The organism is Lysinibacillus sp. PWR01 (genome assembly GCF_043359455.1).
In the GTDB taxonomy this organism is placed as follows: domain Bacteria; phylum Bacillota; class Bacilli; order Bacillales_A; family Planococcaceae; genus Lysinibacillus; species Lysinibacillus fusiformis_F.
In genome coordinates, this window is sequence record NZ_JBHERJ010000047.1 from 103,397 (window position 1) to 116,445 (window position 13,049).

10 protein-coding genes are annotated in these 13,049 nt (G+C 39.6%); all 10 read left to right on the forward strand.

Translation table 11 applies throughout. The annotated features are described in order from the left end of the window. Positions 1-6 precede the first annotated feature (6 nt). The 10 genes from ACEVFT_RS07920 (at position 7) to ftsY (ending at position 13,011) form a co-directional block, all read left to right on the forward strand. Positions 7-1,110 (forward strand): mandelate racemase/muconate lactonizing enzyme family protein, encoded by a 1,104-nt coding sequence (locus ACEVFT_RS07920; RefSeq protein WP_205441915.1) that lies wholly within the window; start codon positions 7-9, stop codon positions 1,108-1,110. Between the two features lie 135 nt (positions 1,111-1,245). After that, the gene (recG, locus tag ACEVFT_RS07925) at positions 1,246-3,291 is read left to right on the forward strand and encodes an ATP-dependent DNA helicase RecG (RefSeq protein ID WP_393949152.1); all 2,046 of its coding nucleotides are present in this window, start codon (positions 1,246-1,248) and stop codon (positions 3,289-3,291) included. A 132-nt stretch (positions 3,292-3,423) separates the two neighbouring features. After that, a complete protein-coding gene (fapR, locus tag ACEVFT_RS07930; protein ID WP_205441917.1) occupies positions 3,424-3,996 on the forward strand; it encodes a transcription factor FapR in 573 nt (190 codons plus the stop codon). A gap of 2 nt (positions 3,997-3,998) precedes the next feature. Then, positions 3,999-4,991, forward strand: coding sequence for a phosphate acyltransferase PlsX (gene plsX, locus ACEVFT_RS07935; RefSeq protein WP_205441918.1), 993 nt, complete (start codon positions 3,999-4,001; stop codon positions 4,989-4,991). Between the two features lie 18 nt (positions 4,992-5,009). Further along, on the forward strand, positions 5,010-5,963 hold the full coding sequence (gene fabD / locus ACEVFT_RS07940) for an ACP S-malonyltransferase (RefSeq protein WP_393949155.1): 954 nt from the start codon (positions 5,010-5,012) through the stop codon (positions 5,961-5,963). After that, positions 5,956-6,702: a 3-oxoacyl-[acyl-carrier-protein] reductase gene (gene fabG / locus ACEVFT_RS07945; protein ID WP_205441920.1), complete on the forward strand. Its 747-nt coding sequence runs from the start codon at positions 5,956-5,958 to the stop codon at positions 6,700-6,702. The genes fabD and fabG overlap by 8 nt, the downstream gene beginning before the upstream one ends. Before the next feature lie 58 nt (positions 6,703-6,760). Then, positions 6,761-6,997 carry an acyl carrier protein gene (gene acpP, locus ACEVFT_RS07950; RefSeq protein ID WP_009371143.1) on the forward strand — a complete coding sequence of 79 codons (237 nt, stop codon included), beginning with the start codon at positions 6,761-6,763 and terminating at the stop codon, positions 6,995-6,997. A 390-nt stretch (positions 6,998-7,387) separates the two neighbouring features. Further along, on the forward strand, positions 7,388-8,152 hold the full coding sequence (gene rnc, locus ACEVFT_RS07955) for a ribonuclease III (RefSeq protein WP_012293239.1): 765 nt from the start codon (positions 7,388-7,390) through the stop codon (positions 8,150-8,152). A 3-nt stretch (positions 8,153-8,155) separates the two neighbouring features. Further along, entirely contained in the window at positions 8,156-11,737 is a 3,582-nt protein-coding gene (gene smc, locus ACEVFT_RS07960; protein ID WP_393949159.1) for a chromosome segregation protein SMC, read from the forward strand. Then, positions 11,734-13,011, forward strand: a complete 1,278-nt coding sequence (gene ftsY / locus ACEVFT_RS07965) for a signal recognition particle-docking protein FtsY (protein ID WP_393949161.1) — start codon at positions 11,734-11,736, stop codon at positions 13,009-13,011. The genes smc and ftsY overlap by 4 nt, the downstream gene beginning before the upstream one ends. Positions 13,012-13,049 lie beyond the last annotated feature (38 nt).

The window sequence follows — 13,049 nt, forward strand, 5'->3', positions numbered from 1 at the left end:
TACATCGTGATAAAAAAGATTGAAGTGTTTGCAGCACGATTACAATTAAAGGAACCATTCATTATTTCGTATGTTCATTTAGATGATATGCCAACTATTCTTACCAGAATAGAGACGGATGAGGGGGTAGTTGGCTGGGGCGAAGCTGTGCCTGATCAAAATGTGACTGGTGAAACTTGGGAGAGTACGTATCACGTTATTAAACATGAATTAGCCCCATTATTGATTAATGAAGATCCATTTGCAGTAGAGCGTATTCATAAAAAGTTTAATGAAAAAATTGATGGAGTCCCTTCAGCAAAAGCAGCATTGGACATTGCACTCTATGATTTGATGGGGAAAATGACTGGTCAACCTGTTTATCAATTAATTGGTGGAAAAGCACATGAGGAATTACAGGTGCCAAGAGTGATTAGTATTAAAAGTCCGGAAGAAATGGCTAAAGATGCAAGTGAATTTGTAAAATCGGGTTTCCGTAATATTAAAATTAAGGTTGGTACAAATGCTGAAATAGATATTGCTCGTATTCGTGCGGTAAGAGAAGCAATAGGGGATGAGGTGCAACTGCGGGTAGATGCCAATCAAGGTTGGAATAGAATGGAGACATTAAAAGTAATAAGAGAAACTACAGCTTGTCATGTAGACTGGTACGAGCAACCTGTAAAAGCACATGATTTAAGAGCGTTAAAAGAAATCAGAGCCCTTTCTCCTTGTAGTATTATGGTAGATGAGGGTGTTCATAATATTTATGATTTAGTCGATGTCATAGAAATGCGTGCTGCGGATATGCTAAATATAAAATTAATGAAATCAGGTGGAATCTATCCAGCTCTAGCTCTAGCAAGTCTGGCAGAGGCTGCAGAGATGCCTTGTCAAGTAGGCTCTATGGTGGAATCAGCAATCGGAACAATGGCTGGGGCACACCTAGCGATTAGTAAGTCGATTATCCATACAAACGAGATGGTTGGGCCATTAATGTTTGTAAAAGATGTGGCAAATGTTACATACTATAAAGACATCCTACAGTTAAGCCATAAAGCTGGATTAGGAATAGAAGTTGATGAGCAATATGTGAAAGAAATTACATGCTTCTCCTGTGAAATTAAATAATCAAAAATTTAACCCTATCAATCATTGGTAGGGTTTTTGCTTATGTGTAGGGTTAGGGAAATAATTTATGGTACATTAGATAGAGAAAGGGTATAACACTACATAAACAATCAATGAAGGGAGTTGTGGGAGAAGATGACTGAATTATATGGACCCGTCAATGAATTAAAAGGCGTCGGGAAAGAAACAGCAGCACATCTTGAATCACTAGGAATCAATACAATAGCTGATTTATTATGGACGTTCCCACATCGACATGAAGATTTTCGTTTAAAAGATTTAGCGCAAACACCACATAACGAACGTGTGACGGTTGAATGTAAGGTGGAGCGTGAGCCTACAGTTTTGTTTTTAGGTCGCAATAAATCAAGACTTCAAGTAACCGTTTTAGCAGGACGTCATTTAGTGAAAGTCGTATTTTTTAATCAGGGCTATTTAAAGCAAAAGCTTGTACCTGGAGCCATTATTACGGTGACTGGAAAATGGGATCGTGGTAGACAAGTAATCAACGGCACTTCTGTTACATTTGGTCCTAAAACGGATCAAGTAGACTTTGAGCCTGTCTATAGTCTGAAAGGTTTGATCCCACAAAAAAGATTTCGAAAATATATGCGACAAGTGTTAGATGACTGCGGCGCAGTGTTGCCAGATACCATTCCACATTATTTACAAGAGTCGTATAAGCTCGTTTCAATAAGAGAGGGCTTGGAGGGTATTCATTTTCCACTGGATGCCGGACATGCTAAACAGGCAAGAAGACGCTTTGCCTATGAGGAACTATTAAACTTCCAATTGCGTATTCAAGCTTTACGGAAAATAAGGAAGGATAGTGAACACGGTACAGTCATTCAGTTTGATGTGCATAAGTTACGAGACTTTATTGCTTCTTTGCCCTATGAATTGACGAATGCCCAAAAACGCGTGGTGAATGAAATTTGTAAAGATTTGAAGGAACCGCATCGGATGAATCGCTTGCTACAGGGGGATGTAGGTTCAGGGAAAACAGTCGTAGCGGCAATAGGGCTATATGCGGCCGTAACAGCAGGTTTTCAAGGAGCCTTAATGGCACCAACTGAAATATTAGCAGAACAGCACTTGGAGAACTTGAAAGAATGGTTCCAGCCCTTTGGCATTCGTGTTGCACTGTTATCTGGGTCCACTAAAACAAAGGAGCGACGTGTGATATTAGCTGATTTGGCAAATGGGGATCTTGATATTGTCATTGGCACACATGCACTAATCCAGCCAGATGTTGTTTTTCATAAATTAGGCTTTGTCATCACGGATGAACAGCACCGCTTTGGTGTGGAGCAACGTCGTGTTTTGCGAGATAAAGGGGAGAATCCAGATGTGCTCTTTATGACAGCTACCCCGATACCAAGAACACTGGCTATTACGGCATTTGGGGAAATGGATGTATCGATGATTGATGAAATGCCAGCAGGGCGCAAGCAGATTGAAACGCATTGGATGAAGAAAGAACAAATCGGCTCTGTTTTGTCCAAGCTAGAATTAGAGTTAGCGGCTGGAAGACAAGCCTATGCGATTTGCCCGCTTATTGAGGAATCCGATAAGCTTGATGTTCAAAATGCAGTGGAAATTTATGAGCAGCTAGCGACTTATTTTAAAGATCGTTATCAGGTCGGTTTAATGCATGGGCGTTTATCAGCCGATGAAAAAGATACTGTTATGCGGGCTTTTAGTGAAGGAACCATTCAGGTTTTAGTTTCTACAACCGTTGTGGAGGTAGGTGTGAATGTGCCGAATGCTACCTTTATGATTGTCTATGATGCTGAACGTTTTGGCTTAGCGCAGTTGCATCAGCTTCGAGGGCGTGTTGGGCGTGGAGAGCATCAATCCTACTGTATTTTACTTGCTGATCCTAAGTCTGATGAGGGGAAAGAGCGTATGCAATCGATGACGGAAACGAATGATGGTTTCCGTTTAGCTGAAAAAGATTTGGAATTAAGGGGACCAGGGGACTTTTTTGGTAGAAAGCAAAGTGGTTTACCTGATTTTAAAGTAGCTGATTTAGTACATGATTATCGTATACTGGAGACCGCTAGAAAAGATGCCACAGAGATGCTTGAAACAAAAGCGTTTTGGCAGGATGACGACTATCAATACTTGCGTAAAATGCTAGAGGATTCTGGTGTTTTACAAGGGGAACGCTTCGATTAGTGTTGGAAGCTTATTAGCATAGAAAGAATGTAAGTACTTGATTTCAAAACAAGTCTTGCATTCTTTTTTTATACTCTATATACTGATATTAGTACCAAGTGCTAATAACAACTCAAAAGGTGGCGAATGAAGTTGAGACGAACGAAAAAAGAGCGACAGCGACTACTATCTGAAACGATAGCTGAAAATCCATTCGTCACAGATGAACAGCTAGCAACACAGTTTCAGGTAAGTGTCCAAACAATTCGTTTAGACCGTATGGAGTTATCCATACCAGAATTACGAGAGCGAATTAAAGACGTTGCTTCAAAAAACTATGAAAATGAAGTAAAATCTCTACCGATTGATGAGGTCATCGGGGAAATTGTAGATATTGAATTAGATCATCGAGCACTCTCGATTTTTGATGTACAAGAAGAGCATGTTTTTCAGCGCAATGGCATTGCACGTGGCCATCATTTGTTTGCGCAAGCAAATTCATTAGCGGTTGCAGTAATTGATGACGAACTAGCATTAACCGTACATTCCAATATAACGTTTGTGAAACCTGTACGAGCTGGAAATCGTGTTATTACAAAAGCGATTGTTATCGGACGAGATGAACAAAAACATCGTACAAAAGTCGAGGTAACATCTACCGTTAATGGTGAAACCGTTTTTGTTGGTGAGTTTGATATGTACCGCACGAAAGGTAAAGGTGAGTAACAATGAAATTAGCGCTTGATGGAATGGGTGGAGACAATGCACCAAAATCAGTTGTTGAAGGTGCACTTTTAGCATTAGAGCAAATCCCAAACTTAGAAATTCAATTATATGGTCAGCAAGATAAGCTGGAACCATTTTTAAAACAACATGATCGATTAAAGGTTATACATTGTGAGGAAGTAGTAGAAGGAACTGATGATCCTGCCCGCGCTGTTCGTAGAAAAAAAGATTCTTCAATGGCACGTATGATGGATGCAGTAGAAGAAGGTAGAGCAGATGCTTGCCTTTCTGCTGGGAACACAGGTGCCCTTATGGCAGGAGGCTTATTTAAAGTAGGTCGCATTGAGGGAATAGCTCGACCAGCATTAGCTACAACGCTACCAACATTAGATGGTAAAGGCTTTTTAATGCTTGATTTAGGAGCAAACGCAGATGCTCGACCAGAGCATTTAGTGCAATATGCGATTATGGGTGATATTTATGCTAAAAAGGTTGGAGGATTACAAAAACCAAGAATTGGCTTATTAAATATCGGCACTGAGGATAAAAAAGGAAATGAACTAACGAAAGCAGCCTTCGAATTATTGAAGGAAGCGGATTTGAATTTTATTGGTAATGTTGAAGCGCGTGATTTACTTGAAGGAGTAGCTGATGTTGTTGTAACGGATGGCTTTACAGGCAATATGGTGTTGAAGTCTATTGAAGGGACGGCAGGTGCTTTATTTTCCATGTTGAAAGAGGCCTTTATGTCTTCAACGAAAACAAAAATTTCGGCAGCACTCATGAAAAATAATTTACGTGACTTGAAAAATAAAATGGACTATACAGAGTATGGTGGCGCAGGATTGTTTGGCTTACAAGCACCTGTTATTAAGGCACATGGATCATCTAACGCGAAAGCGATTTTCAGTGCCATTCGACAAGCCAATACGATGGTAGAGCATACCGTTATTTCGACGATTACTGAGACAGTACGTCACATAGAAATTGATTAAGCAAAGGGGATTATTCAAATGACGAAAATAGCATTTATTTTTCCAGGACAGGGATCGCAAGTAGTTGGAATGGGTCAGGAGTTTGTTGAAAATGCTGCAGAAAGTAAAGCGTTTTATGATCGTGCAGATCAAGCTCTTCAATTTGAATTATCTAAATTAATGTTAGAAGGTCCAGCAGAAGAGTTAACATTGACATATCATGCACAGCCAGCGCTTCTTACTACTGGTGTAATGGTGGCCGAAAAGTTGCGCGCAGCAGGTATTCAACCACACTACGCAGCGGGTCATTCACTTGGAGAATATAGTGCATTGGTTTTAGCAGGCGTTATGTCATTTGATGATGCCGTGTCGATCGTGCATAAACGAGGTCTTTATATGAATGAAGCTGTACCAGCAGGACAAGGTGCGATGGCGGCAATTCTAGGAATGGAACTAGAGGCATTGAACGAGGTAACAAAGCAGGTGTCAGCTGCAGGCGACTCTGTTCAGGTGGCCAATGTGAATTGTCCAGGACAAATTGTTATTTCAGGCACTAAAGAAGGAGTAGATAAAGCAAGTATCGCCGCTAAAGAAGCTGGTGCAAAACGAGCAATCCCTTTAGTTGTAAGTGGTCCTTTCCACTCTGATTTAATGCAACCATCCTCAGAGAAACTGCAAGCAGCATTGGCAGAGATTTCTTTATCCGCACCTGAAATACCTGTGATTGGTAATGTAATGGCGAAGGAATTAATAGATGTAGCTGCGATTCAACAGGAGCTAGTTGAACAGGTCTATAGTGCTGTGCAATGGGAAGCATCTATGCGTGAAATGATTGCGCAGGGTGTTGATGTCTTTATCGAATGTGGACCTAGCAAAGTATTAAGCGGTCTCTTGAAAAAAATTGATCGCTCTGTTGCAGCTTATTGTGTTTATGATGAAGCTTCATTAGAAGCAGTTTTAGAAGCATCGAAGGAGTGGTCAATCAATGCGTAAATTAGAAGGAAAAGTAGCTGTTGTAACAGGAGCTTCAAGAGGAATTGGACGTGCTATTGCTTTAAAGCTTGCTGATGAAGGTGCGAAGGTTGTTGTGAACTATAGTGGCTCACAGGCAAAAGCGGAAGAAGTAGTGGCGATGATTCAAGAAAACGGTGGCGAAGCAATTGCTGTGCAAGCTAGCGTTTCAAAGACAGAAGAAGTTACAGCTTTAATGGATGCTGCTGTGAAAACATTTGGTTCTCTTGATATTTTAGTTAATAATGCTGGTATTACAAGAGATAACTTGATCATGCGTATGAAAGAGGACGAATGGGACGATGTATTAGACACGAACCTTAAAGGTGTTTTCCTTTGTACTAAAGCGGTAACACGTCAAATGATGAAGCAACGTGCAGGTCGTATTATTAATATTTCTTCTATCGTTGGTGTAGCGGGGAATGCTGGTCAAGCCAACTATGTTGCGGCTAAAGCAGGTGTTATTGGACTAACGAAAACGACGGCAAAGGAATTAGCTTCTCGTCATATTTTAGTCAATGCCATTGCACCAGGTTTTATTGAAACAGAAATGACAGAACAATTGCCAGAGGATATCAAACAAGGTATGCTTACACAGATTCCTCTTGCGAAACTTGGTCAGCCAGAGGATATTGCAAAAGCAGTAGCTTTCCTTGCATCGGATGACGCTAATTATATGACAGGGCAAACGCTTCATATTGATGGCGGCATGGTCATGTAATTTCAATTAGGCATATACGCTGATTTTTTGTATAATCATTTGAGGGGAGGTGAATCATTTGTCTACAGTATTAGAACGCGTAACAAAAGTAATCGTGGACCGTTTAGGTGTGGAAGAAAGCGAAGTAACGCTTGAAGCTTCTTTCCGTGATGATTTAGGTGCTGACTCATTAGACGTAGTTGAGCTTGTAATGGAGCTTGAAGACGAATTCGATATGGAAATTTCTGATGAAGATGCTGAAAAAATCTCAACAGTAGGTACTGCAATCTCATACATCGAAAGTAAATTAAACTAATTTCGTTAAAACTTTATTTAGTGAAAATAGATCACCTCTATAGGTGTAATGGTCATCGTAATCATACAATGGTTTTTATGGTAGCTTGAATAAAGTAGAAATTACTTTTTCTGCTTTTACTTGAAAGAAGAAGCAGATTCAATGAATGAAGATGTATTTAAAGGGGACGAAATGGATCGGTTTTCGATCTATTAACGTCCCTTTTTTCATGTTGAAAATTAATTACGCTTTGGCTTCAAAATTCTCTCTCAAGGGAGATGCATGCTGAATCAAGATAAATTTTCGGAAAAATTTCCAAAACATTGTGTTTAAGCCGAAATACTTTTGCATAAACGCCTTGAAAAAGGTACACTAAAACGGTAGAAACTATTAGGAAGGCAGATTTGTTCAATGGCTATGAAAAGAAAAGGAACTATGCAGAAATCTGGCGTACTTCCTGAAAAAGTACGCAATCAATTTGAGCTGTTACAGCATGAATTAAATATCACATTTATTAATAAAAATTTATTGTATCAAGCATTCACGCATTCATCTTATGTGAATGAGCATCGCCGTAAACTATTTACGGATAATGAGCGTCTTGAATTTTTAGGAGACGCAGTACTTGAACTGTCTGTTTCTAAATATCTTTTTGAGAAATACCCGAATATGAGCGAGGGTGAGTTAACAAAGTTAAGAGCTTCCATTGTTTGTGAGCCATCCCTAGTTATTTTTGCTAATGAGCTAGGCTTTGGACGCTTTGTTTTACTTGGAAAAGGTGAGGAATTAACAGGTGGTCGGGAACGTCCAGCGCTACTTGCAGATGTATTTGAATCATTTGTAGGCGCACTCTATTTAGATCAAGATTTACAAACGGTCGTGTCCTTTTTAGAACGGATCGTGTTCCCAAAAGTAGAAGTCGGTGCTTTTTCGCATGTGATGGATTTTAAAAGTCAATTGCAAGAAATGGTACAGCAAACCAATAATGGACTTCTTCATTATGAGATTATCGATGAAAAAGGCCCAGCACATAATCGTACCTTTGTATCAAGCGTATTATTAAATGGACAAGAGCTTGGTATTGGTCGTGGAAAATCAAAAAAAGAAGCCGAGCAGCAAGCTGCACAATGTGCTATGCGAATGATGCGTGAAGAAGCTGCAAAAGAGGAGGCTTAATAGATGTTCCTAAAACGACTAGAAGTGATTGGCTTTAAATCTTTTGCGGAACGCATTGGAATTGATTTTGTACCTGGTGTTACAGCCGTTGTTGGACCAAATGGCAGTGGAAAAAGTAATGTCACAGATGCGATTCGTTGGGTACTTGGGGAGCAATCGGCAAAGTCGTTACGTGGAGCAAAGATGGAAGATGTTATTTTCGCTGGGAGTGACTCTCGTAAGCCACTCAACTTTGCAGAGGTAACACTTATATTAGATAATACTGACGAGCAACTTGCTTTTTCTTATACAGAAGTCAGTGTAACAAGACGCGTATACCGTTCAGGTGATAGTGAATATTTATTAAATAACCAACAGTGTCGCCTGAAGGATATTACGGACTTGTTTATGGATTCAGGACTTGGAAAAGAGGCATTTTCAATCATCTCTCAAGGACGTGTGGATGAAATTTTAAATAGCCGACCTGATGACCGTCGTTCTATTTTTGAAGAGGCAGCTGGCGTTTTAAAGTATAAAATAAGAAAGAAAAAAGCAGAGCATAAGCTTGTTGAGACAGATGAAAATTTGTATCGTGTATTAGACATTCTCCATGAATTAGACAACCGATTAGAGCCGCTTGAAATGCAGGCATCTAGTGCAAGAGACTATGTACAAATGTCTACCGAGCTAAAGGATTTTGATATTGCCATTCTTGTGCATGATTTTAAAAATTGTGCACAATCTTTGCATGCGCTAAAAGAGGAGTTTGCTGAGCTTTCAGCAACGGAGCTAAAACAAGCTCAAAAAATTACAACGATTGATAAACAGACTACCAATATCCGTAAGCTATTAAAAGATCTGGATGATTATTTGGATGTTTCGCAAGCTGAACTTGTCAATGCCACTATGGAGGTAGAACGTTGGGATGGTCGTAAGGCACTGATGGCTGAAAAACGCCAAAATGCATCCAATCAACTTCTGCAGCTGAATACGACATTACAAGAGGCTAAAGCAGAGGTAGAATTACTGCTTGTTCAAGAACAGGAGAAAAAAGAAGTGTTCTCCGAGAAACAACAAGCCGTTTCAGTGTTAAAACAGAGCATCAAACAGTTAGAACAATCATTAAATCGTTCTGTGACGGAAATCGAGGAAGAAATCGAAGAGCATAAAAATCGATATATTGATTCATTAAATGAAGAAGCAACAGTCAAGAATGAATTGAAAAATATCGACCAGCAATTAGCTCAACAAAAGGCAATGGCAGCAAAAATGTCCGATCAAACAGATGAAATTGGACAGGAGCTTATGCAAATTATTGCTGAAAAGGAAAAGTTAGTGGCTGAACATGCCTTAACAACCAATGATTTGCAGAAAAAACTAGAGCAACATGAAGCCTTACAAATACAGTTAAAAAATGTCAATATATCCTTTGCTGAAAAACAGGATATGCTGTACAAAGCCTACCAGCACCAACAGCAACTAAAGGCTAGAAAAGATACGTTAGCTGAGCTCGAAGCTGATTTTTCTGGGTTCTTCCAAGGTGTTAAAGAAGTCTTACTTGCTCGTGATAAAGGCGAATTACAAGGTATTGAGGGTGCTGTAGCTGAGTTAATTCAAGTTGAAGGAAAGTATTCACAAGCGATCGAAACAGCTTTAGGTGCTGCCTCTCAACATATTGTCACAACCAATGAACGTCATGCACAACAGGCCATTCATTGGTTAAAACAAAAACGGGCTGGACGTGCTACTTTTTTACCAAAAACAGTCATGAAATCACGCAAAATTAATCTAGGGACTATTCAAATAGCAACTGAGCATCCTGCTTTTATTCAAATGGCAGATGCGCTTGTTACTTTTAACGAAGATAATCGAACAATTGTTGAAAACCTTTTAGGAAATGTCATCGTGGCAGCGAATTTAGAAGGTGCAAGTCAAATTGCTCGTTTATGTGGTTTCCGATACCGAGTTGTCACACTTGATGGAGATATTGTCAATGCAGGTGGTTCATTAACAGGTGGTGCATTGAAACAGCAATCCTCACTCTTCACAAGAAAGGCCGAGTTAGATGATTTAATCCTTAAGCTAGAATCATTACAGGCTTCCATTTATAGTGCCGAACAGGCTGTTGCAGCAGAAAAAGAGAAGCTTGCGATACTGCGAGATCAAGTAGAGCAACTAAAGCTTGAAGGAGAGCAATTACGAAAAGATGAAATGCAACAATCTAGCCGCATTCGTGAGCTAGAGATGGTAGAAAAAAGCTTATCGGCCAGAGTAACCTTTGCTTCAACTGAAACACAGGATGTAAAAACACGTGAGGAAGCATTGTTGACACAAAAACAAGTGGCAGTGGAGCGATTAAATACCCTTGCTATAGAGCTTGTCGAAATCAATGAAACTGTAGAACAATTAAGTAAGGTAAAGTTACAAGGTGAGACAGAGAAAGATGTATTACGAGAACAACTTGCCGAAAAACGTTCACAGCTAGCAGTTATGCAGGAACAAATGTCACAAGTTCAAATTACTACTGCTGAACTAGCGCTACAATTAAACAAAGCACAACAAAAAGTAAAAAATATTTCTCAGGAAATAGTGTGGCTTCAATCTGATGAATCGACAAATCATTTAAGTGATGAAGAGGTCGAGGAACAGGTTGTTACATGGAAAGCAAGAAGAGATGCCTTACAAGAAACTATTTCTGATAAGAAAGAGCAGAAAATAGGTCAGCAACAAGAACTAGCTACATTAGAAGAGCAACTGAAGGAACTGCAACGTATTCATAAAGGATACCTTGAGGCAATACGTGCAAATGAGTTAAAACGAAATCGTGTAGAATTTGAAATGGATAATTTTATAGAACAACTCGAAGAAAATTATCAGTTAACATTCGAAGAGGCCGAGGAAGAAGCTCTAGCCATCGAAGATGAAGAGTTTGTGCGAAGACGTGTAAAATTATTAAAAAGATCCATTGAAGAGCTAGGACCTGTTAATTTAGGTGCAATTGAGGAATATGATAGAGTGCTAGAACGTCATACTTTCTTAACTGAACAACGAGAGGACTTGCTTGCTGCGCAGGAAACATTGCATGAAGCAATCAAAGAAATGGATGAAGAAATGACGTTGCGCTTTAGTGAAACGTTCTATGCTATTAGAGAGCAATTTAAACGTGTTTTCCGTGAACTATTTGGCGGGGGGCAAGCTGATTTAGTTTTAATTGACCCGCAAAATTTATTGGAAACAGGTATTGAAATTGTGGCACAGCCTCCAGGAAAAAAATTACAAAATTTAAGTTTACTTTCTGGTGGTGAGCGCGCACTTACGGCCATTGCTTTATTATTCTCCATTCTAAATATTCGACCTGTACCATTTTGTATTCTTGATGAAGTAGAGGCGGCTTTAGATGAGGCGAATGTTGTGCGTTATAGCCAATATTTGAAAAAGTTTAGTCGCAACACACAATTCATTGTTATTACCCACCGTAAAGGAACGATGGAGGGAGCCGATGTCTTGTATGGTATAACAATGCAGGAATCAGGTGTGTCGAAACTTGTATCAGTAAAACTAGAAGATGAACCCGTACTTGCGGAGCAAAGGAGCGAACAAGCATGAGTTTTTTTAAACGTTTAAAAGATAAATTAATGGGTAATCCAGCAGAGGAAGAAAAACTAGAGGCAGCTGACAAAGAGCAGGATTCTGATCAAACAGAGCTAGAGGAATCAAACGAACCTGCTGCTATTGAGACTGTGGATCTAAAAGTGCCTGAACAAGGTGAGGATTCACCAGAAATGGAGATTGTGAAAGAAGCTGAAGTGGAAGCAGAACCAGAATCAGAATCCTCACCTGAGATAGAAGAAGAACAGTCAGAAGTACAGGAGCTAGCTGTAGTAGAGGACGAACCACTGGAAGAGAAAAAGCCTTCTGCTTGGTCAATAACACAAAAGTTCAAGGCTGGTCTTGAAAAAACACGTAATTCCTTTACTTCAAAAGTGAATGACCTTGTTGCACGTTATCGTAAAGTGGATGAGGATTTCTTTGAAGAATTAGAGGATTTACTATTACAGGCTGATGTTGGATTTGAAACAGTCATGGAACTCATGGATAAACTTCGCTATGAAGTTCAGCGTAAAAATATCAAAGATACAAATGGTATTCAAGCAGTGATTTCTGAGAAGCTTGTAGAAATTTATGAGCAAGGTGAAGAAGATTTAATGGAACTAAATATGCAGCCAGATGGTGAACTGACTGTTATTTTATTTGTTGGCGTAAATGGCGTTGGGAAAACAACGACGATAGGTAAATTAGCGCATCGCTTAAGATCTCAAGGGAAAACAGTTGTGTTAGCTGCAGGTGATACGTTCCGTGCTGGTGCCATTGATCAATTACAAGTGTGGGGAGACCGAGTTGGTTGTGAGGTCATTAAACAATCAGAGGGCTCTGACCCAGCGGCAGTCATGTATGATGCGATTCGTGCAGCAAAAAACAGAAAAGCGGATGTGTTAATTTGTGATACAGCTGGACGTTTGCAGAACAAAGTGAACCTAATGAATGAGCTTGAAAAGGTTCATCGTGTTATTTCACGTGAAATTCCAAATGCTCCACATGAAGTATTATTGGCATTAGATGCAACAACTGGTCAAAATGCGCTTGTTCAAGCACAAACATTTAAAGAAGCGACGAATGTAACAGGTATTGTTTTAACAAAGCTTGACGGTACAGCTAAAGGTGGTATTGTCCTTGCGATTCGCAACAAGTTACACATTCCTGTAAAATTTGTGGGTCTTGGTGAGAAAATGGATGATTTACAGCCATTTGATGCAGAACGATATGTTTATGGATTATTTGCCGATGGTTTAGATAAGGAATTACAAAATAATGAAGAGTAACAGCTAACAGTAGCTGAATAATTTTATCTTGATTGGCA